19 protein-coding genes are annotated in these 22210 nt (G+C 61.2%); 2 read left to right on the top strand and 17 right to left on the bottom strand.

The features are described 5' to 3' along the window. Nucleotides 1–257 precede the first annotated feature (257 nt). Nucleotides 258–587 carry a DUF6388 family protein gene (locus KVG91_RS22435; protein ID WP_169378586.1) on the top strand — a complete coding sequence of 110 codons (330 nt, stop codon included), beginning with the start codon at nucleotides 258–260 and terminating at the stop codon, nucleotides 585–587. 4 nt (nucleotides 588–591) lie between these two features. Here KVG91_RS22435 and KVG91_RS22430 read toward each other — a convergent pair whose 3' ends face one another. From KVG91_RS22430 to tssA, 16 genes are read right to left on the bottom strand one after another with little or no spacing between them, the layout of a single operon-like run. After that, nucleotides 592–1437, bottom strand: coding sequence for a serine/threonine-protein kinase (locus KVG91_RS22430; RefSeq protein WP_169378587.1), 846 nt, complete (start codon nucleotides 1435–1437; stop codon nucleotides 592–594). After that, nucleotides 1434–2147 (bottom strand): PP2C family protein-serine/threonine phosphatase, encoded by a 714-nt coding sequence (locus KVG91_RS22425; protein ID WP_169378588.1) that lies wholly within the window; start codon nucleotides 2145–2147, stop codon nucleotides 1434–1436. The genes KVG91_RS22430 and KVG91_RS22425 overlap by 4 nt, the downstream gene beginning before the upstream one ends. Continuing rightward, entirely contained in the window at nucleotides 2144–5491 is a 3348-nt protein-coding gene (gene tssM / locus KVG91_RS22420) for a type VI secretion system membrane subunit TssM (RefSeq protein WP_169378589.1), read from the bottom strand. The genes KVG91_RS22425 and tssM overlap by 4 nt, the downstream gene beginning before the upstream one ends. A gap of 15 nt (nucleotides 5492–5506) precedes the next feature. Continuing rightward, nucleotides 5507–6370 carry a type IVB secretion system protein IcmH/DotU gene (gene icmH, locus KVG91_RS22415; protein ID WP_225927039.1) on the bottom strand — a complete coding sequence of 288 codons (864 nt, stop codon included), beginning with the start codon at nucleotides 6368–6370 and terminating at the stop codon, nucleotides 5507–5509. 5 nt (nucleotides 6371–6375) lie between these two features. Next, entirely contained in the window at nucleotides 6376–7704 is a 1329-nt protein-coding gene (tssK, locus tag KVG91_RS22410) for a type VI secretion system baseplate subunit TssK (protein ID WP_169378590.1), read from the bottom strand. Between the two features lies 1 nt (nucleotide 7705). Continuing rightward, the gene (gene tssJ / locus KVG91_RS22405) at nucleotides 7706–8191 is read right to left on the bottom strand and encodes a type VI secretion system lipoprotein TssJ (RefSeq protein ID WP_169378591.1); all 486 of its coding nucleotides are present in this window, start codon (nucleotides 8189–8191) and stop codon (nucleotides 7706–7708) included. A gap of 5 nt (nucleotides 8192–8196) precedes the next feature. Beyond that, on the bottom strand, nucleotides 8197–9366 hold the full coding sequence (gene tagH, locus KVG91_RS22400; RefSeq protein ID WP_169378592.1) for a type VI secretion system-associated FHA domain protein TagH: 1170 nt from the start codon (nucleotides 9364–9366) through the stop codon (nucleotides 8197–8199). Between the two features lie 13 nt (nucleotides 9367–9379). After that, nucleotides 9380–9511 carry a type VI secretion protein gene (locus tag KVG91_RS22395; protein WP_169378593.1) on the bottom strand — a complete coding sequence of 44 codons (132 nt, stop codon included), beginning with the start codon at nucleotides 9509–9511 and terminating at the stop codon, nucleotides 9380–9382. 42 nt (nucleotides 9512–9553) lie between these two features. Beyond that, on the bottom strand, nucleotides 9554–11086 hold the full coding sequence (locus KVG91_RS22390; RefSeq protein ID WP_169378594.1) for a sigma-54 interaction domain-containing protein: 1533 nt from the start codon (nucleotides 11084–11086) through the stop codon (nucleotides 9554–9556). After that, nucleotides 11083–13515 (bottom strand): AAA family ATPase, encoded by a 2433-nt coding sequence (locus KVG91_RS22385; RefSeq protein ID WP_217894940.1) that lies wholly within the window; start codon nucleotides 13513–13515, stop codon nucleotides 11083–11085. The genes KVG91_RS22390 and KVG91_RS22385 overlap by 4 nt, the downstream gene beginning before the upstream one ends. Nucleotides 13516–13527: 12 nt before the next feature. Then, complete coding sequence (tssG, locus tag KVG91_RS22380) at nucleotides 13528–14535, bottom strand: type VI secretion system baseplate subunit TssG (RefSeq protein WP_169375477.1); 1008 nt, start codon at nucleotides 14533–14535, stop codon at nucleotides 13528–13530. Next, nucleotides 14499–16286 carry a type VI secretion system baseplate subunit TssF gene (gene tssF, locus KVG91_RS22375; RefSeq protein ID WP_169375476.1) on the bottom strand — a complete coding sequence of 596 codons (1788 nt, stop codon included), beginning with the start codon at nucleotides 16284–16286 and terminating at the stop codon, nucleotides 14499–14501. Before tssF ends, tssG begins: the two co-directional genes overlap by 37 nt. After that, nucleotides 16276–16677, bottom strand: coding sequence for a type VI secretion system baseplate subunit TssE (gene tssE, locus KVG91_RS22370; protein ID WP_169375475.1), 402 nt, complete (start codon nucleotides 16675–16677; stop codon nucleotides 16276–16278). The genes tssF and tssE overlap by 11 nt, the downstream gene beginning before the upstream one ends. Before the next feature lie 14 nt (nucleotides 16678–16691). Continuing rightward, the gene (gene tssC / locus KVG91_RS22365) at nucleotides 16692–18167 is read right to left on the bottom strand and encodes a type VI secretion system contractile sheath large subunit (RefSeq protein WP_169375474.1); all 1476 of its coding nucleotides are present in this window, start codon (nucleotides 18165–18167) and stop codon (nucleotides 16692–16694) included. A gap of 27 nt (nucleotides 18168–18194) precedes the next feature. Further along, nucleotides 18195–18692, bottom strand: coding sequence for a type VI secretion system contractile sheath small subunit (gene tssB, locus KVG91_RS22360; protein WP_169375473.1), 498 nt, complete (start codon nucleotides 18690–18692; stop codon nucleotides 18195–18197). Nucleotides 18693–18724: 32 nt separating this feature from the next. After that, a complete protein-coding gene (gene tssA / locus KVG91_RS22355; RefSeq protein WP_169375479.1) occupies nucleotides 18725–20278 on the bottom strand; it encodes a type VI secretion system protein TssA in 1554 nt (517 codons plus the stop codon). A gap of 478 nt (nucleotides 20279–20756) precedes the next feature. Here tssA and KVG91_RS22350 point away from each other — a divergent pair, with 478 nt between their 5' ends. Further along, a complete protein-coding gene (locus tag KVG91_RS22350; protein WP_169375472.1) occupies nucleotides 20757–21272 on the top strand; it encodes an Hcp family type VI secretion system effector in 516 nt (171 codons plus the stop codon). A 53-nt stretch (nucleotides 21273–21325) separates the two neighbouring features. Here the strand turns inward: KVG91_RS22350 and KVG91_RS22345 are convergent, their stop codons facing one another. Then, the gene (locus KVG91_RS22345; RefSeq protein ID WP_169375471.1) at nucleotides 21326–22147 is read right to left on the bottom strand and encodes an aldo/keto reductase; all 822 of its coding nucleotides are present in this window, start codon (nucleotides 22145–22147) and stop codon (nucleotides 21326–21328) included. Nucleotides 22148–22210: the final 63 nt, after the last annotated feature.

Here is a 22210-nt window from a genome sequence, read left to right as displayed (position 1 = left end):
TCCCTGGAAGGCAGCGCCGTAAACACGGGCTAACGCTACACGTCCTGGCACGGTGAGCGAAAGCCTTTTGCCATTCATCCGTGTGAATTTTCCATTGGGATCACGCGCAGCTCCCTGGATTTTCCGCTTATTTGAATTTTCCGACCCAAGTCAATTTCTGAATCTGCTTCAATGGGTACGGTCTGTATACGCGAAGGCGCCCCGACGCCGCAGCGTTCAACGTAAACCCTGACCTTGCCATTGTTTGGAGTAAGCCCTTGTCAACACCCGGCGATAACCACCAGCGCGCGCTGGACAGATTCCTCGACACACACCCCGATGTGGCCACCGAACTTGACACCCTGAACCCGCTGGCCGCCCAGGCCAAGGGCGAAACCCTCGCGCAGTATCGCGCCGAACGGCTGCATGAAGCCTTTGAAGCGGAAGCCGAACGCCAGGGCCTGTTTGCCTGGGAACTGACCCTCAAACTGACCGCCGAGTCCCCCGGCGACTTTGAAACCCAACGCCTTGAGGTGCACAAGGAAGTGGCGCAGATGGCGGGCATGAGTTGGGAAGAGTACTGCCAACTGCACAACCTGGACGGCTGACGCATTACCCGACGAACCAGCGACGATGCCGGTCAGCCAACCTTTCCCGCAGCTCGGCGGCGCAGACGGTTCGTTGTTGCGGGTCCCTCGCCAATGCCGAACGCAATGCAGACCAGCACTGCCTGGGCAACTGCCTGGGCCGGGGCAGGCGCAGATGGCTGTGGCGCTCATCAAGCCGTCGTCCCTCGGCCAGTTCATACAGCACACAGGCCGCGCCATATAGATCGGCGCTGGCCGAGGGCAGCCCTCCGGCCATCAGCTCCGGCGCTGCGTACGCCGGGGTCCAGGCGTTCAGGCGACTGCGGCTCAAGCCGGGCAATCCTGCCCCTGCCTGGGCCTCGGCATGGCCCAAGCCGAAATCGAACAAGCGCACCCCCTGCTCCCCCACCATGATATTGGCCGGCTTCACATCGCCATGCACCACACCTTGGCGCTGGATGTAGTCCAGTGCATCGAGCAATTGCAGGGCCATGGGTTGCAGCTCATGCCACGGCAGCCCCTGCGGACACTGCGCGAGCATGCGGTCCAGGGTCAGCCCAGGCAACACTTCCATGGTGAAGAATGCCGCCTGCTGGGCCGTGTCGACCTCGAACGAAAACGCGCGGACCACATGATCATGCTGCAGGCTGCGGGTCAGCGCGAATTCGCTGTACAGCAACACATGCGCATCGGTGGAATCGGAAAGGCTCTCCCCCAACAGCTTCAGGGCTACACGGCAATCCGGCTCGCCGAACGCCTCATGCAGCAGGTCACGGGCGCGATACACCACGCCCATGCCCCCAGTCCCGAGGACTCGCTCCAGCTGATAGCGTCCCGCAAGCAGTTTCGGCGGGCCTGCCGCCCTGTTCATGGCTGGATCACCAGAGCCGTGAGGTCATCCCGCGCCGGCCCCCGCAGCGCGGCGTTGAACAACTGTTCCACTGCTTGACGTGGCGTTCCTGCCCCCATGGCTCCCCCCAATTCCCGGTGGCTAAGGCCTTGGTACAGACCATCGCTGCACAGCAGGAACACATCCCCGGTTTGGACGCGCAGCTCCAGGATCTCAAGGCTCAGTGGCTGGCGCGCGCCCACCGCGCGAGTCAAGGCCCTTGCGCCTGGATGAGCCTGGGCCAGCTCCGGACTCAACTGCTGCTTATCCATCAAGTGCTGCTGCAGGGAATGGTCGCGCGACAGTTGATACAGGCGCTGCCCGCGCCAGAGGTAGCATCGGCTGTCACCTGCCCAGAGGCAGGCTGCGCGGTCGTGCTCCAGTAACAGCACCACCACCGTACTGCCCATGACGCCTGCCACGCCGTCGGCGTGTTGCAAGTGGCTGTCGAGGCCATGCAGGCAGCGTCGGGCAGCATCGATCCGCTGGTCCAGAGCGCCTTGGCCTGGCAGCGCGGCCAGGCCGCTGACGATGCGTTGACTGGCGACATCCCCGGCATGATGGCCACCCATGCCGTCAGCCACCGCCCAACAACCGCGCTGCGGGCAATCGAGGAACGCGTCCTCGTTGCGCGAGCGACTCTTGCCCTGCGCCGTGCGCCCGGCACTTCGCCAAGGATAAGCCCGGCTCATAATTGCTCCGGCAGGCGGAAGGTGCGCCATGTCGCCATCTGGAACGGGCTTGGGCTGCGCGGGCTGGTCAGCACGTAATTGGCACGCAGGCCCGCCAGGTCGGCCTTGAGTATCTGCGCATTCCTGCTGCTGGCAGGCTCGGTTTGCATCAGCTCGAAAAACCGGAACAACGACCAGGCCCCCCTGTCTTTTTCGATCCCCAATGGCCGCTCTGAACCACGCTCCAGCACCAGGCTGCTGCGGCCATTCTCGGCCTCGCTCGGCCAAGCAAACGCCATCGGCACGATCGGGCCGTGACGGTACTCCAACTGTTGGTCGCCCACCCGCAATGTCGCCCGGCTGACAGCCTGGTCCAGGCTATAGGGCGCCAGCGTGAACCGCACGGCCCAATCCCCCTGGTCCTCGCTGAAAAAACCCTGGCGAATGGTCTGTGCCCTCGCCAGTTGCTCCAGCACCAGACGCGACATCGGCAGGCTGCGTCCCTCCAGGGTCCGCAGGCGATAGCGGTTGCCCTCGGCATTCACAAACGGTCGCAGGTAAGCCTCATAAAAACGCGCCATGGCCCCCCGTGGTTTGAAAAACTCCTGGAAATCAGCCAGGGCAACGTCGCTGCCGGCGTGGGCATCAAACGGGTACCGGCGCTGGATAGCCTTCGCATAAAAGCCAAAGATCTCGCTTTGATACCGCTGATTCACATAGCCATAGGCATCCTCAAGCAGGTGGCGCCAGCTCTGGTCGGCCATTCCTTCGAACCATCCTCTAAGCGGTTGCGGCAAGCGGGCTGCTGCATCACGCAGGTTGCCCAGGAGCGGCTGCTGCCCCTCCATGCGTTGCCTGGCCAATTTGAACGCAGCCTGTTCCGGTGAACTGTCGCGGCTCAGTGTCGACAATTGCAGGTGCAGCTCATCGAGCATGCGCAAGGCCTGCGTCAGTTCGCCCCCGGGGTTCTGCTCGTCATCGAGCAATTGGTGCAAGGGCTCGAAGCGGCGCTGCAAAGCACGCCGGGCGGTATCAGGCAGCGCCGTGCGGGCGAGCGCACCGGAGGTCAGTGCGCCCAGCTCGCCGACCGGCGTGCTCATCGCCTCAAGCCGATCGGAGAGCGGTACCAGCCGCGTGTTTTCACGAATCTGCTGCAACAACTGCACCAAGGCCGATTGAGCCGAAGTAAGGCTTGCGAGCTGCTGCGCACCTTGTCGCAGACTGCCACTGTCGAGCAGCCTGATCCGACCAAGGGCATCACTCCATGCATCAGCGTATTCACTGAAATAGCGCTGCTCCAACTCAACCACCAACTTGCGTAAGTCCACGACGCTGAGGTCGGTGCCTTCACCAAGCACCCAGTTATCCTGGGCGATGGCATTGACCAATTGAGGGCCCTGTTTTTCAAAAAACTGCAGGTATTTTCGGGTGTAGAACCCGGGTATGGGTGGCTCGACCCTCGAAAACGCAGGACCTTCGGCCAGTCGGTAAGGTTCCAGACTCCGCGCTTGCTCGCGCAGCGTTCGGTAAACCACCTCCGCCAGCGACTCACCGCGCAACACGAGGCGGGCCTGAGCCACCAACTCGTTATTCAACGGTGCCAAAAAAGGCTGCTCAAGGAGCCGTGCAAGGTGTTGATTCAAACGTTTATGCGTCGAGGGGTCGGTTGACCACTGGCCCGCCACATACTCCGCCAGCCACGCCGCATCACGTCGTTCGCGCAGGTTGAGCATCAGGTAGGCACGCAGGCTGTCCAGCAGCCGCTCGCGATCAGCCAGGCGGTCTCGCACCTGCCCTTCGAGCAGCCTGGTCACATAGGGCAGCAGTTGCTGGCGCAAGGCTTGTTCATAGGCACTGACCAGCGGCGCGCGGGTCACCTCCCCTTGGTACAAGCCCGCCCGATCAAGCCATCGGGCGTCTGCCAGCGGTGCAAAGACTTTCGTTGCGGCCAGGCGGCTATCCAACAGGGCCAGCAGTGCGAGGCTTTCGTTTGAGCCTTGTGGCGCAGGGGGCCGGACATTGCCCAGTTCCAGCAGCAGCGCCAGCCGTTGCTGGTTGAACGAAAAACTGTGCATCCACAACGCCGCCGCTGTGCCGATCACCAAGGTTGCGGCCAGCGCCAGCAGCCCGTGGCGTCGCTGTATGCGCTGCCGCTCCGGGGTATGCAGCCCGGCGAGATCGGCCTCGGCAACTATCACGCGATGGAACAGGCCCTGGACAAAATGAGGACGTACATCGCGCGTATTCGCACTGGTCAGGTAGAACCCTCGCAGACCATTGATGCGCTGGTAGCGATGCGCGGAAAACGCGGTTTCGATGAACAGGCACAGAGGATCGCCGATGCGTGCGACGTGCCGTGGAAAATCCAGCATCCGGCCGCGACGCTCGATATTGCGCTCCTGATGCAAGCGCGGGATCAGCTCCGTTCCCAGGCGCTGCAACACGCTCTCGAACGCCTCCCTCACGTGGGCGATGTCTGTACCGGACGTGCCCTCGACCAGACGAGCACCCAGGACTTCTTCGGTGCCATCGCCCTGCTGTGCGTCAAAGAACTCCGCGAACCCGGCCAACCGATCCGCCTGGGTCAACACCAGATACACCGGCACATCCACGTGCAGTGTCTGCTGGATCTCATGCAGGCGGGTACGCACGTCACGTGCATGGCGCTCCAGGTCGTGCTCATTGCTGCTTGAAAGCGTATCAACCGACAAGGTCACCACTACGCCATTGAGCGGCCGCCCCCTGCGCCACGCCTTGAGCAGGCCCAACAGGGTTTTCCATCCTGCGGCATCGACTGAATGCTCCGGTTGGCGCAGATATCGGCCGGCCGTCTCGACCATGACGGCCTCTTCGGCAAAATACCAGTCACAGTAAGGCCTGGTGCCCGGGGGCGCTTCAGCCTGGTCGAGGGGAGACTGCAAGCCGCAGGCGGCCAACAGGCAGGTCTTGCCACTGCCTTGTTCGCCGACCAACAGGTACCAGGGCAACTCGTTTCGCCATCGCTCGCTGCGCGAGCCGTAGCGCAGCGAGCTTTTCAACGTCTGCAGCGCCTCCTTGAAGCGCCCCCGCACCTGTCTTGTTTCATGATCGATCAATTCCTGCTGCTGGTGGCGTGCGTGGTGCTCGGGCTCATGCAACCTTGCGGTGCGGCGCGCGCCCACCACTACCATCGCCAGCCCCCACATCAGCAGCAACCCGCTGATGGTCAGCAAACGGGAGGTCGAGCTCCGCCAGAAACGGTAGTCATCCACCGCCAGCAAAGGTCCGAAAAACCACACCAGCAACGCACTGGACAACACCAGCAGCAGGCTCCATACCCAACTCTTGCGCAGCGCCGTGCCCACGCCCTTGAAGAATGCGTTCATTCATTGCTCCCAGCGTTACAAGGGCGTCCGGGACAGGCCTGGCACCGAAGATTGAAAAGAGCGCAGCGCTGTCATGCGCTCCTGGCCCAGTACCCAGGCAAACCCCGAATACATCACGAGCAAACAGGCCAGCACGCAGACGACGACCCAGGTTACGGAAACAATGCGAAGCCGTGGCCGGGATGCCCTCTCCGCACGCGGCGCGATGGCTGCCGGCAGTCGTTCACCGCGCACATGCCTGATCTGGCGATACACCGCGTCTTGCACCGTTTCAAGGTGTGCCCTTCCCCGCTCCATGACCCGGTATTTACCTTCGAACCCCAGTAACAGGCACAGGTACATCAATTCCAGCAAGGCCACATGCTTGATGGGATCGCGGGACAAACGCTCCAGCAACTGGAAAAATTTTTCTCCGCCGAAGGTTTCGTTGTGAAAACGGCTCAACAGGCTTCGCTTCGACCAGTCGCTGCGATTGCCCCATGGCGTGGTGACCACAGCCTCATCAATGACACTGCACAGCACATAGCGCGCCGACATCACCTGACTGCTCTGCGCACCCAGGTGCAATGCACGCGCCTCAAACGCGTTGATCCCCGATGAAAGCTGGTCATTGAGCGCCTGCAGGGTTTCCCGGCCGGAACTGAACTTGAGCTGGACGACCTGCGACAACAGATCCCAAGCCGCTGCCAACAGGGTGTTGGGCCCCATCCTGAAGTTCTCGCTGCCCTGCAGGCGGGCGGCGTAGATCATTCGGTCTTCCAATTGTTCGAAGCGCGGCGGCGTTGGAAAGTCGGTGACCGGCCCCTGCGCCGGTCCGAGCCCGTCACGGTCAAGCAGCACGGTTTTTTCGTCCTGCGGATATTCACTGTCCATAGTCATGGTGTTCAGTTCCTGATAGCCCAGAAGTTGAGTTCCAGCTCGGCGAACTCGCCGCTGGCGTGGAAGGCAAACCCACCCGATTGCTCCAACTGCACGATGTCGCGCGGGCTGAGTTCGAGCATGAAATAGGTCTTGCCGGCATGAAACGGAATCTGTCGCGGCGCTACCGGCAGCGACCTGACCTTGATGCCGGCAAGATGCAGGTTCACCAGTTCGCGGATGTGTTCCACGGGGCCGATCTTCAGATGCGCCGGCAGGCGGTGACGCAGCTCTTCGCTGTCGCACTGGGCAGTGGCCGCTAGAATGAACGTCGCGGTACCCAGTAACTTGATATCGCTGACCGGGCAGACCAGCACCCCGTACTGGCGTTGTTGCAGCGTCAACTCGATGGCATGCTGTTCCAGCACCGACGACAACACCGTGCGAAGCCCCTCCATCAGGCCACGGAAGCTCGCCCCCTGATCGCCATGCTGGTACTGGACCGCTAATGACGCGCGCCTGTTGTCGCCGGCAAAGGTCGACAGTTCACCGAGAATCGACAGCAACTCCCGATACAACCGCTCCGGACGCACCTGGGCCTGACCCAGGTAGTGACGCAATATCAATTCGGCACGATTGATCAATTGCAGCATTAAAAAGTCGCCGACCTGCGTGCCCGCCGAGGCACCACTGCCCTGGATGCGCGCTGCGATCGCATCGCCACGGGTCGCCAGCAGGCTGATCACCTCCTTGAGGCACGACCACACATACCCCGAGCCCTGGAGGTAGATGAACGTCGGTACAAAATCCGCATCCAGCCTGGCGCCGCCTTCATGGGTCGAATCCTGAACCTGGGCGACCTGGAGTTTCACGTAGTACGGGTCATTGGCGCCCTCACCCAGCACCAGGCGCAAATCAGGGCGTGCACAGTTGACCGGACAGCGAGAGTCGACGCCGGCATTGGTGTCGCCGATCTCCGTTTCATAGGCGACGTAGCGCGCCAGGACATCGTCCTGGTCCTTCCTGCGCACTTCAACCGGATTTGCCGTGGACAGCGGCAGCGCCAAATACACCGCCTGCCGGCCCACATTCGCAGGGACCTGCAAGACCAGCGGCTCCATCGCACCGTTCAGCTCGAACAGACTGCCATCCGGCAATACGCCGCTGGCCTGGTTGACTACTATCTTGCCCAGGTTGAGGGACTGCACATCGACATCCAGGCTCAGGAACCCCCACGCATCAGTGCTCAGCAGGCGCGTACGGTTGAGTTGCCGATGGTAGTAGCGATCGCTGTGCTGCAAATGCTGGGGCCTGAGCAGCATGCCTTCTTGCCAGATAACGTTATGGATCTGCATCTCAATCCTCCGACCTTTCAGTGTGGGACCCGGCCATACGGATGCCCGCCTGGTCCAGCACGACGTCGGCACGGGTCAATTGTCCAGGGCCCACGGGCAGCACCAGCCGCCACTGCACATGGGGCAAGTCGCGATAGGCCGCCAGCACGCCGACATAACGGCTGTGTGACTCGACACTCAGCTTGAGTGCCAGGTGTTCGCCGGGACGCAATTCCAACTCTTCGCTGGCGACCCAGTCCTTGGGCAGTGTCTGTTCGGCCCGGCCGTACAGGCTGAAGAACTCGGCGTTTTCAAAGGCCACGGGATGCCGCAGTTCAATCAGTTGCACCACTACGGGGGATGGACGGCCGTGAAGGTCCGGGTTGACTTCGTCAGCAGCCGCCAAGGTCAAGTCCAGCTTGGTCATGCTCGAAAAAGGTGAAAGGGTGCTGCAGCCGGCCAGCAGGCCAAGCGCCAACAGCCTTGATATAACGGCGGTTCGATACATGAACGTCATCCTGGATGCCCGACGTGCAGGGTGGAGACCAGGCGTACTTGCTCTTCGTAGGCCTTGGAAAAGTCTCTGAGCAACAGCTGCTCGCCCAAGGGTTCCTCCTCCGTCAGCCGTCGATAGTGGCGTTGATATGCCCGCCAATGGGCACCCTCACTGAAGAACCTGGGCGGCTTGCCCTCGCGCTCGAAACACAGCAGCAAGTGCGCGGGCGCGAAGGCGGTCAATGCACCGCGGATAGTGGCCCGACTGGCCACGACCAGCGCCAGTTGATGAATTTGCAAATCACGACAAACCTGGGTCACCGCTTGTTCGGCACAGAGTTGCCGCGATTCGTTGGCGCCCAGCAGCGCTGCCATGGCAGCGTGGCTGTCGGCACAGTCTTTTAACGGATTGGAGGTAACGGACTCCGGGGCGGTTAACCCTTCGTTCAACTCGCTATGCAGCTCGTCACGGGTCCGCAGGCTTTGCTGCAAGCCCTCGAGGGTCAACTTGAACAGGCCCGCCACCTTGATTGCCAGCGCTTCACGCGCCGGCGTATCGAGCGTGTCCAGCGGCATGCCCAATGCTCGGGCAAACCGTGGCCAGAATGTTTCACCGGCAGGTGCGGCCGTGGTGGGTTCGCAAGCCAGAATTTCCCTGGCCGGTTCCGCCCATTTCGGGGCGACCAGATGATCGCGGTCCACAGGGCCCTGGCAAAGCGATGGGGGCAGCGCCTGCGTTGAGGTGTCCAGGGCGCCCAGCGCTGCCGGTAAGTCGCCACCCATGTGTTCGCGCTCCAGCGCGCAGACCGGGTCAAGACCAAGGAAGGCATCGTCTGGAATCATGTCTTCACGGGCAAACGGCTGCCGCTCCTGCACCACGAGGCTGGCACGAATATTCAACCTGCCCATCTGGTAAACGTCACCGTCACCGATCAGCCGTGCCTGGCCTTTGCACAAGCGCTCCATGCTGCCTGATACGCCGATGCCGTTGCTGCTGATATCGGTGAGAAAGTAGTGGCCTTCCCGATAAACGATCAAGCCGTGATGGCTGGAAATCGAGCGATCAGCATCCGGGATGATCCAGTCACAGCCCGTTCCCCGGCCGATCACGCCGCCAACGCCGTCAAACGTTTTGCGAGCAGGCGGCTCACCGCTTGCGGTACTGCAAACTTCAAAGGTTAATTGCATGCAGCTCCCCTGCTCATTGCCCACGGCGGACCGCCTGGGGGTCGCCCAACGGACGGTAATCGGCATCATCAAACACGTAATTGGCGTTACAGCCGCTCAACACACACAGCGCAAGCACCACGGCTTGCCACGGATGAATACGCATCAGGTATCTCCCATAAGAATTAAGTGCCCACACGCCGCTCATTCAGCATTCCTCGCGCATATCGCCAACCGGGATCTTCAGGCGCGCCAGTCGATAGAGCAGCGTGCGCCGCGCCACGCCCAACTCGCGCGCGGTGCGGGTGCGATTGCCACGGTTCTTGTGCAAGCAGTCGATCAGGAAGACCCGCTCAACGCGCTCCAGGCGTTGGCGCAACGTCGCATCGACGGACTCGTCGGCGGGCGGCGCGGACAGGGACAGGTGCGCCGGCAGGATCACCCCGTCGTCACAGAGCAGCACGGCGCGTTCCACCAGGCATTTGAGTTCGCGGACATTGCCTGGGAAGGCGTAACTGGACAGTTGATCAAGGGCGGCGCTGGACCACGCCACCGGTGAGCGACCCAGCGCGGAAGAGGCCTTTTGTGCAAATTCACGGGCCAACAGCAACACATCGCCGTCGCGTTGACGCAACGGCGGCAGCTCGATGGGAAATTGCGCCAGCCGGTAGTAAAGGTCCTCGCGAAAACTGCCTTGGGCGACCATCGCGCAGAGGTCGCGGTGAGTCGCGGCGATGATGCGCACATCGACCTTGTGTGCCGCACTGGCGCCCAACGGGCGGACTTCGCCTTCCTGCAAAACCCGCAGCAACTTGGCCTGCAGCGACAGCGGCATGTCGCCGATTTCGTCCAGGAGCAGCGTGCCGCCATGCGCCGCGTCAAACAGCCCTGTGTGGTTACGTTCCGCGCCCGTGAATGCACCTTTGCGATAGCCGAACAGTTCACTTTCCAGCAGCCCCTCGGGAAACGCCGCGCAATTTTGCACCACGAAGGCTTTGTGGCTACGCGGTCCCGCCGCATGAATAGCGCGCGCCACCACCTCCTTGCCCGTTCCCGTCTCGCCGCGCAGCAGTACGGTGTAGGGGGTATTTAGAACCTTGCCGATCAGGTGATACGTCTCATCCATGGCCGTACTGCTGCCGATCAACCCAAACTCTGCGCGGAGAGCCGGTGGGCATCCCTTGGCTGGGGTGAAATGGCCTGTGGAACGCTGGCAACGGAGCAAAGCCAGTTGCGTCGAGGCAAAACTGCCGAGTTGACTCAACGAAACGGTGTAGTCCTGCAGGTTTTTTCGGCATTGGCTGGCGTACAACAACACGCCGCTGATGGCCTTGCCGCGGTTGAACAACGGCACGCATGACACCGCTTGCCAGGGCGCCGCCATGGCAGGCAGGAACCCGCACTCGTAGACGCTGCCTGCAAGGTCTTGCAGGTTGAGAGCCGTCTGATGGCGAAGCACATAGTGCAACATCTGCTCGTGCTGGAAGTCCTTGGCGCAGACCGGATCGACGGGGCGAAGGGCTGCGGGTAGATGTTGCGCAATCAGCTCAAGCCGGCCGGTGGATTCATCTCGCCAGTACCACTGGCTGAGCTCGCACTGGCTCAGTTGCGCTACCGCCGCAACGCACAAGCCAGGCAACGTGGCTTCGTCGCTATCGATGCCCAGGCGAATGAACCAACCGAGCAGCGCGTCGGCATAAGCCGGAGCATCGGGCGCCTGGGTGAACTGCGGATCGCTCATTGGCTGAACTCACAGAGTGGATAGCCATTGGCGTCCAGGCGCGCATGCACATGCGCCAAGGGTTCGCCTTGAGCCATGGCCGCCAGCAGACGATCCACAATCTGCGGCAACACATGCAGCTCGATCCACTGGTCGATATAACGAGCGCCGCTGTCCCCGTGGGCGCAACGCTCGGCCATGTGTGCAACCAGCTCTGGCGTATAGCTGAACGCCAATTTACGCAGGTGCAGCCGCTGCCCCAGGCGTTCCAGCTTGAGCCTTGCGAGGTCATGCAGAACCTCACCCGTGACCGGGTAATACGGAACCACACGCATCCGGGCCAACAACGCGGGTTTGAAGTGCTCGCGCAGCAGCGGGCGGATCGCCTCTTGCAGCACGTGCGCGTCAGGTCGCTGGCCGCCCGCGCAGCATTCACTGATGCACGCGCTGCCCAGGTTGGAAGTCATCAGGATCAGTGTGTTGCGAAAGTCGATTTCCCGGCCTTCCCCGTCATTGGCCCGGCCCTTGTCGAAAATCTGGTAGAACAGGTTCAACACTTCCGGGTCGGCTTTCTCGACCTCATCGAGCAGCACGACAGAATACGGGCGCTGGCGCACGGCTTCTGTCAGCACACCGCCCTCGCCGAAACCGACGTAACCGGGCGGTGCGCCAATCAACCGAGACAGTGAGTGTTTTTCCTGGAACTCCGACATATTGAGGGTCGTGACGAAGCGCTCTCCCCCATACAACAGATCGCCAAGGGCCAGCGCAGTCTCGGTCTTGCCCACACCACTTGGGCCGACCAGCAGGAACACACCGACCGGCGCGTCGGCGTTGTGGAGCCCTGCGGCCACGGCGCGCAGGTTGCGATCCAGGGCCTGCACCGCTTGCTCCTGGCCGAGGATTCGCGAACGCAGCGCATCGGCAAAGCCCAGAACCCGTGCACTGTGCTCGAACGCCAATTGTTCAACCGGGATGCCAGTCCAGGCACTGATGACCTGCGCCACCATGCGCGGGCACACCTGCTGCGCCGATCCTTGCTGTTCCCGCCAGCTCCGCTCCAGATGCCCACGCTCGTTTTCCACGGCCTGCATGCGCAGGTTCAACCCGTGAAGGCGCTGTTCATCCACGGGAAACCCTGCGTCCCTGTCGCGGCTCATTGCCTGAAGCTGCCGGGCGCCCTCCGCTTGTTCCGAGTACAGGCATTGCAGTGCTTGTGGCGCTGTCTCCCGGCTGATTTTCAAACGGGCGCACGCGGTGTCCAGCACATCCACCGCCTTATCGGGTAACTGGCGCCCGGTCAGGTAACGGGCACTCAACTGCGCCGCCGCCACGACCGCATCGTCGCGCACGTAGACGCCATGGCTGCGCTCATACACAGGCACCAACCCGCGCAAGATCGACACCGCTTGCTCGACACTGGGCTCTTCCACCAGCACGGGCTGGAAACGCCGCGCCAACGCAGGATCTTTTTCGAAGTATTTCTTGTATTCCGACCAGGTGGTGGCGGCGATGGTGCGCAGCTCGCCACGGGCCAAGGCCGGCTTGAGCAGATTGGCGGCATCCGACGCACCGGCTTGCGCACCCGCCCCTACCAGCGTATGCGCCTCATCAATAAACAGGATCACCGGTCGTGGCGAAGCATTGACCTCATCGATCACACCCTTGAGGCGCCGCTCGAATTCCCCCTTGATGCTGGCGCCGGCCTGGAGCAGGCCCATGTCCAGGGTCAGGACTCGGACGTCCTGGAGAGCCTGCGGCACCTGTGCGCTGGCAACGCGAAGCGCGAGGCCTTCGACAACGGCCGTCTTGCCTACCCCGGCTTCGCCGACGAGGATCGGATTGTTCTTGCGCCTGCGCATGAGTATGTCGATCAACTGGCCGATCTCGGCATCGCGGCACAACACTGGATCGATACGCCCTTCACGGGCCTGGCGCGTCATGTCATGGGTGAAGCGCTCCAGCAATGACTCATCCATCGGCCCTGGATTGCTTTGTGACGCCTGGCTCAATACGAAGTCGCGCACACGCTGCGCATCCAACCGGTTCAACAAGCCCTGGTAGGCACTCCCCGCGTGATGCAGCGGGTGACGCAACAGGGCCAGAAACAGGGCGCCATGATCGACCTCAGTCTGCCGCAACTCCAGATGAGCCACCATCAGGGCCTGTTGCAGCCATTGCACAAGCGCCTGGGCAAACACCGGATTGCGCGAGGCACTCGCCTTCACCTTGGGCTGCAGTGTGGCTTGCAGCTCGCCGGCGTCGATATCCGCGTCGGCCAAGGCCCTCGCCACCAGGCCGTCGTGATGCTCAAGCAAGGTCAGCAACAGGTCTTCCACCAGCACCTCCCCGCCGCCGCGCAGGACACAGCGTTCGGCCGAGCGCTCCAGATCGCGGCGAGCGCGGGCGGTCAAGGTCTGGATAAGTTGTTGCAGGTCCACGTTCATCATAATGATTCATCCCTAATTAGCGTTGCTCGGCACCATGACCACGCCATCGGCGCGCTCATGGGCCAGCCAACTGGTCCAGCCGAGGCGACAGACATTGCGTTCGCCAATGTGCAACGGCCTGATCTCTTCCTTGGCCAGTACCAGGCGCAGGTCATAGGCCAAAGGCTCCCGAACCGTCAGCCGCAGCAACGAACACAGCGGCGGGTAGTCCGTGCCGGTAGGCAGGAACCCATGGAATTGCTGCCAGCCCAGGTCCCGCAGGTGCACCCTGAACTTGCCACTGCGGTCGGCGACCCGGCTTCCCAGTACCTGGTCATGGCCGAGCACGCTGTTCGCAACGCCAAGGCGGTTGCTCTGCGAGTCGGCGATGACCACCGTGCGCAGGACCCATTGTTCGATGAACAACCTGTCGTGCTTGAAGTAGTAGCGCAGCACTTTCTCTATCAAGGCTGCCGAATGCACCCGCAGGCTCAGTAACCCCAGGTACGGCAACAGCCGTTTGCAATCCACCTGCGCAGCCTTGCGAATCTGTCGCCCGCTAAAGCCGATCAATGCGAACACCTGCTCGGAAAACGCATCACGCGCGCCCGTCTGGAAACACGCTCGATAGCGATACTTGCGCCAGATCGGCAGCATCAGTCGCTGCAGGCGGTCGTGAAATACGTTCAGGAAGTCACGCGTGGTCTTGCCACTCACACCATCGGCGCACGCCTGCTCGCTATAAAACGCGGGTAAAGGCGATCCCGCGCCACACAGGCCCAGTACATTGAGGCGCAGACGCGCACGCAGCTGGTCGTGCTCGGTAAAAAACTCCACTCGATCAATATCGTGTCCGGGAAAACCAAGACCTGGGTTGGCCTCAAACTCCAACAGGCCATACAACGCGTCGTCGCCCAGCAGCGGATGGGCATCGCGCAGACGCTTGATCACCTGCAAAATTGCCTGGTACAGCGAGTACTCGCGAATGCTGCGCGAAAGGTGCGTCAAAACAGGGGCTGCTGCCCCATCCGTGGTGGCCATAGGTACACGTCTCCTTGTGTGCTGATGACGCTTAGTTCGTGGTAGGCATTGAGGCTGGCGTAAAGCCCGAAGAATTCGTTGAGCACCGACGCAAACACAAACACCTCGCCCAGCCCCAGAAAGCCTTGGGGGTCGATGATCAATTCAATTCGTACTCCACGGAACGGCAAGCCACGCTGCAAACGGTCAACCGCTTCATGGCTGACGGATCGCAGCGCGCCCAGCCTTCTGTCGCTGACCTTCTGTGCCTGCCGGTCGTGGTAGCGAGGAAAGTCATAGGTGCGAAGGATCACCTTCAAGGCATTGATGTCGCTCAAAGACAGGTAGTTGAGCGACATGTTGCTGATAAGCCGCCAGAGAAAATCCTGGTCCAGAGGCGGAGAGAAACTCGCTGTCGCTGCGCGGATATTGCGGAACGACAAGCCCTCCGGCGTGTGTTCGCAAGGCTGGTTGATGTCCCCGACCTGCAACAATCGAGGCAGGTCGTGATTGGTGCACGTCAGCTCGACCGACAGCGTTTGCGTGTCCTGCCGCGGACCCGTACCAAACCCAAGCCATGTATCGAGCCCTGCATGCTGTGCCGATGGCCGTTGGCGAATGCTGTAGCTCGCGGGGCGCTCCGACAGATCGGTATCGCCGTCATGCTCGAAGGATTCGAAGGGTACGTAAGCCTGATGCCCAAGCCCTCCAGGCCGCCACCCCGTCACACGGTCTACGGAAAATACGCTGGCGCTCTCTCGCGAATATTCGCCAGGCATCAGCAGGTATTCGTCTTGCTTGCCGTCCAGGCGAATGGGCACCGCGTCATGCTTGAACAAGTTGACGATAGGCGTGCAGTAAAGCTTCACGTTATCCAGGCTGGGCTGTTGGGACTCACGCCATGGTGCGCGCAATTCAAAGCGCAACAGCACAGCGTGCACCTGTTTGAGCACGTCGCCGGGCAATGCGTGCAGTGCGTCCAGCCCTGTTACATCGACGAACAGGTACTTATCGGGAAAGGCGAAGTACTCCTGGAGATGGCGATAGCCCTGAAAAGTGTTCAGCGGATACGGGAGCAATGCCTGTTCCTCAGTGAAACCCACTGGTTTTACCTGATCGGCGCCCAGCCGCAGCGAGATTGCCTGACCATTGATGTCGCTGATCGGCAGACCATCGCGCCCCAAAGGCAGCAGCTCGATACCATCAAGCTGACGCAACAGGCTCAGGTACAGTTCCTGGCTGATGTAGCGGTCTCCCGCCAGGTGCAGGCGCAATTGATCGAAGGTCCACTCACAGAAATTACCCTCGGCACTCATCTCAAGACGCAGGCTCAACACTCCCCGTTCTGCCTGGGAGCTGCACTCCAGCGCACTCAGTTGCAGAGGAAGGACCTGCGTGTCGTAACAGGTACGAAAGCGGCAACGTTGGGCATTGACGGCGGCGCTTTCTACCGGAGTATCCCGCTTGACCCACACGGGGGACCCGGAATGCTTCAACGGGTCGAACTGCAGAATGCTGAACGCGGGCATCGGCCGCATGTAATTGGGCCACAGCAGGTGCATCAGCGAATGCGTCAGCTCTGGAAGCTCGTCATCCAGTTTCTGACGCAGGCGACCGGTGAGAAACGCAAAGCCTTCCAGCAACCGCTCCACATCCGGATCCTGGCCGGGCTCTGCGAGAAAGGGCGCAAGCGCAGGATTGCGTTCAGAAAACTGCCGCCCTAGCTTGCGCAAGGCACTCAACTCGCTTTGGTAATAACGGTTAAAGGACATCGGGCAAGACCTCGACCGGGCCGCTATCACGTAGGCGCGCGGTAAACGCTACGGGTTGTTTGCTGCCCTTGACCACCAGAATGGCCTCGATAGCGAACGCGAGAGCCAGTGGGTCGCTCGCCCGCGGTAACGCCGTCACCCGCACCTGCTTCAAGCGTGGCTCGTAGGCTCGGATAAATCGCTCGATCAACAGACGCGACTGGCTCAATGACTCATGCAGGCTCTGGTTCATATCGTTGAGGTCGGGCACGCCGTAGTCCGGCAGTGTCTGCACACTGCCGGCACGGATACTGAGCATTTTCCCAAGATGCAGTGCAACGGATGTCACACCACACGCTGGGGCAGTTGCCAGGCGTTCGAGCCGCTCGAAAAGGCTTTGATGGTCGGGCATTCCGTGGCCTGCGCTCATTCTTTGTCGAGCTTGCCAACCAGGGACAGTGTGAAGTCCGCCCCCATGTACTTGAAGTGGGGGCGCACGCTCAGGTTCACGCGATACCAGCCGGGTTCACCCTCGACGTCACTGACGACAATCCGGGCTGCCCGCAGCGGACGCCGCCCACGCACTTCGGCACTCGGGTTTTCCTGATCGGCGACGTACTGGCGAATCCATTTATTGAGTTCCAGCTCCAGGTCGGTGCGCTCCTTCCATGAGCCCAGTTGTTCGCGCTGAAGGACTTTGAGGTAGTGGGCCAGGCGATTGACCACCATCATGTAGGGCAACTGCGTACCCAGGCGGTAATTGAGCTCGGCTTCCTTACCTTCGGGGCTGAGGCCGAAGTGTTTTGGCTTCTGGACCGAGCTGGCCGAGAAGAACGCGGCATTGTCGCTGCCCTTGCGCATGGTCAAGGCGATGAAGCCCTCTTGGGCGAGCTCGTATTCGCGGCGGTCCGAAACCAGCACTTCCGTCGGAATCTTGGTTTCGATTTCGCCCATGCTATGGAAGTGATGCAACGGCAAGTCTTCCACCGCTCCCCCGCTTTGCGGGCCGATGATGTTCGGGCACCAGCGAAAGCGCGCGAAACTGTCGGTCAAGCGTGTGGCAAAGGCGTAGGCGGTATTGCCCCACAGGTAGTGCTCGTGGCTGTTGACCACGTTCTCCTGGTAGGCGAAGGTCTTGACCGGGCACTCAAGGGGATCGTAGGGCGTACGAAGCAGGAACCGCGGCACGGTCAACCCGATATAACGTGCGTCCTCGCTTTGGCGAAAGCTTTGCCATTTGGCAAATTGCGGGCCTTCGAAATGGTCCTTCAGGTCTTTGAGGTCCGGTAAGCCGGTAAAGCTTTCCAGCCCGAAGAATGCGGGCCCGGCCGCGGCGATAAAAGGCGCATGGGCCATGCAGGCCACACTGGATGCGTACTGCATCAGCTTCACATCGGGCGCACTGGGTGACAGGAAGTAGTTGGCGATGACCGCCCCCACCGGCTGACCGCCAAACTGGCCGTATTCGGCGCTGTAGATATGCTTGTACAACCCGGACTGGGTCACTTCCGGTGAGTCTTCGAAGTCTTCGAGCAGGTCTTGCCGGGAGACGTTGAGCAGTTCGATCTTGATGTTCTCGCGGAAGTTGGTGCGCTCGACCAGCAACTGCAAGCCTTTCCAGGAGGCTTCCAGGGCCTGGAACTGCGGGTGGTGCAAAATCTCGTCCATCTGCAGGCTGAGCTTTGTGTCGATCTCGGCAATCATCCGGTCGACCAGGCGTTTCTTGACGGGCTCGCCACGGTTCTGCGGCTTGATCAACTCTTCGATGAACGCCGACACGCCACGCCTGGCAATGCCGTAAGCCTCGTCATCCGCGCTCAGTAGCGTCTGCGCAACGATGTTGTCGAGGATGCTGTACGGGGCAGCGGTCTGTTCAGGTAGCGAATGCTGTTGGGTAGTCATGGGGTCAGTGTCCTTTTACTGAAAATGTCAGGCCGCGGGGTCGCCCAGGCCGAGCTCCGCCAGTACGCGCGCGCGGGACTCGTCATCGGTCAGGGCCTGCTCGATAGCCTTGCGAAAGCTCGGGGTGTTGCCCAAGGGTCCCTTGAGGGCCATGAGCGCCTCGCGCAACGCCATCAGCTTGTGCAACTCGGGCACCTGCTCAACCAGGTTGGCGGGGTTGAAATCCTTCATGCAGTTAATGCGCACCTCAATGTCGAGCGCCTCAACGTCCGCCTCCTCCTGCAGGCGATTGGGCACGTTCAGTGTCAGGCTCAACGCCTGTTTGGCCAGCACGTCATCCAGGGTGTTCTTGTCGATCGCGATGGGCTTGCGATCTTCAAGCTTGCGCACATCCTCACGCTGGGTGAAATCGCCCAGCACCAACAGCTTCAATGGCAGCTCGACTTCTTCCTGCGCCCCGCCGATGGCGGGCTTGAATGTAATGTTGATACGTTCCTTGGGGGCTACCGAACCTTCTTTGGCCATGGTGCATCTCCGTTTTCAAGTGGCCCGAAAGCCTATTCAAGTGCCGCTTCAAGATCGAAGAGGCACAGCCTGCGATGGGTGTCTTCCTTGCGCTCGCGCACGGCATGGTTTTGCGGCAATACATCGCAACAGCGATACAGAAGCTGAATGACCTGGAGGGCCAGCTCCGGCTCCCAGCGTTCCAGGCCGGTGCGTTGCAGTTCATGGTCCAGGTGTTCAAGTTGAATCTTCGCCAGCTCATGCTTGCCGGCCTGCACACACAAGCGCGCCAGGGCCAGCCGCCAATGAAAACGCGCACGATCGCTGTGCGCCGTGTACATGCCTTGCTTGAGTTCATGAATGGCGGCCTTGAGTCCGTCCTTTCGCAACCGCGGGGCTACCGCTTGCAAGGCGACCTCCCAGGGCGCGGCTTCGGCATCGACCACCACGGCGGTTACTTCGGGCACTTGCAGGTGGCGGGCAACCTGCAGCGTGATCCAGTCGCGCGTGGCGGCGTCGGCAAACGGGACGCCGTCATGGAAGTGAAACGCCGGCAGGTCCGGCAGGCGTTGCAACAACAGGGCGAAGGTCACTTCCAGCTCGGTCATGGCCTGGGCGGCCTGCAAGGCCTCCAGGCATTGCCAGAGCATGCGCAACCCGTCGAACCAGAACATCGCACCGGCGAGGCTGGCCTCCAGCTCAAGCACCAGGTCGGCGTAATGGCCCTGGGCAAAGCGCTCCTGATAACGCTTGAGCTTGTCGGGTGCAGGCCCGCGCAAGGCTGTGACCCGTTGGTTGTCGGCGTCCGGATAACTGGCCAGCGCCAGCCAGGTCAATGTTCGATTCAGGCGCAAGGCGCGCGCGTCAGTAGCGTTCTGGCGTAGCCACCAGGCACACAACGAACGGGCCTGTTCCTGCAAGGTGCGCAGCAGCTTGTGCGCGTCTTTTTCGTTGTTCACCACCGCTTCGGGTTTCAGCAACTGGCCGGTAGCCTGCTTGACGTGGGCCATGACGCCGCTCAATCCCGCCGCTGGGGGGGCGTCCTGCGCAGCCTGCTCCAGCCTCCGGGCCAATTGCCTGCGCATCGGCAGCAGCAATGGCGCGTCGCTCCCCAAGTGCTTGGCCCATAGCTCATCGAGGCACGTGAGATGCTCAAGCACGGCGCGGAATAAAGGTTGCTGGTTCTGCAGCGGCAGGCCTTGTGTAAACAAAGGTTCAAGGCGCAGCACCAACCAGCCGAATGCCGCGCCACGGGTACGCGGTTTTTCCGGGTAGACCACCGCCCAATGATGTTCGCAGAGATAGCGCAATAACCCGAGCCCGGCCAGCAAGCCCGGATAGGATTCGCACTGGTGCAACGCCCAGGTCAGCCAGACGGCGACCTTGAGATCCTTGGATTGCTGGTGTAGCAGGATCACGCTGGTTTCCAGGACCTTCTGCCAGTCGGGCTGGCCGCCACCATGAATCGATTGCGCCTTGGCCAACTCGCATTCCAGCGCTTCATATTCACTCGAAAAGCGCACATCGCTGCCCGCAAAGCCTGTTTGCGTGCAGGGTGAACGTGCAACTTCAAGGTAATAATCACAAAGTTTGCCCGAATAAGCCATTTGATACCGCACGCAACTCGTCATGACAGAAAAGGCCAACTAAGCGCTTTTAAACTGCGCATCAGAACGCCAACCACCCTTTGCCGGAAATCTGCGCAAAGCTCACGAACCTTAGTCACGCCTAAAATATTCAGCAAGCGACGGAACGACACTTAATCCTTTTCCTACAAATGCGCTGAATGCGAGAGTGCGCATGATTTTGCGCATCCAATCTGCCGCAGATACGAGACCCTACGGCCAGCCCCAATGTTTGCACAACCATCGACACGAGCAACTAAATGCGCACTAATGCGCAAACAAATAACAATTAAACCCGCTAAATACTTCGCTCCGCCTGAGCAAGCAGTACTTATATAACGTGACACCCCTGCCTTTATTGGCCGACGCGCTTTCAGGCACGTTTCTTGTTATAGGTCATTCTCCAGCCGGCCCAATGACCGGTTGGAACTACCTCATCAATCAGACAAGGAAACCCGTCATGCCAACACCCGCGTATCTCTCCATCACCGGTGTCAAACAAGGTTTGATTACGGCAGGTACGTTTACCCAGGACTCGGTAGGTAACATCTATCAGGAAGGCCATGAGGACCAGATCCTGGTCCAGGCCTTTTCTCATCAGGTGATCATTCCGCGCGACCCGCAATCGGGCCAGCCGACAGGCCAGAGGGTTCATAAGCCCCTGATGATCAGCAAGGTCTTCGATAAGTCGTCGCCTTTGCTGTTCAGCGCACTGACCAGCGGCGAGGAGGTCAAGTGCCGGCTCGAATGGCTGCGTACCTCCTCGGCCGGCACCCAGGAGCATTACTTCACCATTGAGCTGGAGGGGGCAACCATCGTGGACATCCAGTCACGCATGCCCCATTGCCAGGACCCGGACAACGCCCACTTCACTCATTTGGAAGATGTGTACTTCACTTATCGCAAGATTGTGTGGACCCACGAAGTGTCCGGTACTTCCGGGTCGGATGACTGGCGCAGCCCGGTTGCGGGTTAAGCCGGACTGACGCAGAGGCGGCGCCAGGGAGGGCGCCGCCTCTATCGGCTGGCTTACACCATCGCCAGCGGATGCTTGCGCTTGGGTGCGCCGAACACGCGATCGATGGCGTCCAGGTCGTGTTCATCCAGCACCACCTTGGCAGCGGCTGCGTTGAGTCGCACATGCTCCGGGGTGACCGCCTTCGGAATGGCGATCACACCGTCCTGGCGCAACACCCAGGCCAGGGCAACCTGGGCGGGTGTGACCGCGTGGCGATGGGCGATCTGCTTGAGGGTCGGGCTGGACAGCAGCTCACCGCCCTGGGCGATCGGGCAGTAGGCCATCAAGGGCAAGTGGTGCTGTTGCCACCAGGGCAGCAGGTCGAATTCGATGCCGCGCTCTTCGATGTTGTAGAGCACCTGGTTGGTGGCGCAGGCCGGGGATGCGAGTTCCTGCAGGTCGGCGACATCGAAATTGGAGACGCCCCAGCGGCCGATTTTGCCGGCTTCGCGCAGGCGCTCGAACGCTTCGACGGTTTCTTCAAGGGGGTATTGGCCGCGCCAGTGCAACAGATAAAGATCAATACAGTCCGTACCCAAGCGCTTGAGGCTGGCTTCACACGCACGAGGCACGCCCTGCTGGCTGGCATTGTGCGGGTAGACCTTGCTGACCAGGAACACCTGGTCGCGCCTGCCGCGAATGGCCTCGCCGACAACGGTCTCGGCGCCGCCCTCACCATACATTTCGGCGGTATCGATCAGGGTCATGCCCTCGTCGATGCCCAGTTGAAGTGCCGCCACCTCGGCACGGTGCCGGTCGGGGTTTTCGCCCATGCGCCAGGTTCCCTGGCCGATGACAGGAACGGGAACGCCCGCCAGATCAATGGTACGCATGACAACCTCCTGATGAGTTCGCGGATTAACAGTGTGGCACTGACCGGACAAAAGGGTTCAATC

Origin of the sequence: Pseudomonas azadiae (assembly GCF_019145355.1) — a bacterium.
Taxonomy (GTDB): domain Bacteria; phylum Pseudomonadota; class Gammaproteobacteria; order Pseudomonadales; family Pseudomonadaceae; genus Aquipseudomonas; species Aquipseudomonas azadiae.
Note: the sequence above shows the minus strand (reverse complement) of the source record. Positions and strands in the feature narration are given on the sequence as shown.

Bases quoted from the DNA above. Each gene is read 5' to 3' on its own strand.
- tssC (WP_169375474.1), bottom strand. From the start codon at position 18,167: ATGACTACCCAACAGCATTCGCTACCTGAACAGACCGCTGCCCCGTAC.
- KVG91_RS22345 (WP_169375471.1), bottom strand. From the start codon at position 22,147: ATGCGTACCATTGATCTGGCGGGCGTTCCCGTTCCTGTCATCGGCCAG.
- KVG91_RS22425 (WP_169378588.1), bottom strand. From the start codon at position 2,147: ATGAGCCGGGCTTATCCTTGGCGAAGTGCCGGGCGCACGGCGCAGGGC.
- tssA (WP_169375479.1), bottom strand. From the start codon at position 20,278: ATGGCTTATTCGGGCAAACTTTGTGATTATTACCTTGAAGTTGCACGT.
- KVG91_RS22395 (WP_169378593.1), bottom strand. From the start codon at position 9,511: ATGCGTATTCATCCGTGGCAAGCCGTGGTGCTTGCGCTGTGTGTGTTG.
- tssJ (WP_169378591.1), bottom strand. From the start codon at position 8,191: ATGTATCGAACCGCCGTTATATCAAGGCTGTTGGCGCTTGGCCTGCTG.
- KVG91_RS22350 (WP_169375472.1), top strand. From the start codon at position 20,757: ATGCCAACACCCGCGTATCTCTCCATCACCGGTGTCAAACAAGGTTTG.
- tssB (WP_169375473.1), bottom strand. From the start codon at position 18,692: ATGGCCAAAGAAGGTTCGGTAGCCCCCAAGGAACGTATCAACATTACA.
- icmH (WP_225927039.1), bottom strand. From the start codon at position 6,370: ATGACTATGGACAGTGAATATCCGCAGGACGAAAAAACCGTGCTGCTT.
- tagH (WP_169378592.1), bottom strand. From the start codon at position 9,366: ATGCAATTAACCTTTGAAGTTTGCAGTACCGCAAGCGGTGAGCCGCCT.
- tssG (WP_169375477.1), bottom strand. From the start codon at position 14,535: ATGGCCACCACGGATGGGGCAGCAGCCCCTGTTTTGACGCACCTTTCG.
- tssM (WP_169378589.1), bottom strand. From the start codon at position 5,491: ATGAACGCATTCTTCAAGGGCGTGGGCACGGCGCTGCGCAAGAGTTGG.
- tssK (WP_169378590.1), bottom strand. From the start codon at position 7,704: ATGCAGATCCATAACGTTATCTGGCAAGAAGGCATGCTGCTCAGGCCC.
- KVG91_RS22385 (WP_217894940.1), bottom strand. From the start codon at position 13,515: ATGATGAACGTGGACCTGCAACAACTTATCCAGACCTTGACCGCCCGC.
- tssE (WP_169375475.1), bottom strand. From the start codon at position 16,677: ATGCCCGACCATCAAAGCCTTTTCGAGCGGCTCGAACGCCTGGCAACT.
- KVG91_RS22430 (WP_169378587.1), bottom strand. From the start codon at position 1,437: ATGAACAGGGCGGCAGGCCCGCCGAAACTGCTTGCGGGACGCTATCAG.
- tssF (WP_169375476.1), bottom strand. From the start codon at position 16,286: ATGTCCTTTAACCGTTATTACCAAAGCGAGTTGAGTGCCTTGCGCAAG.
- KVG91_RS22390 (WP_169378594.1), bottom strand. From the start codon at position 11,086: ATGAGCGATCCGCAGTTCACCCAGGCGCCCGATGCTCCGGCTTATGCC.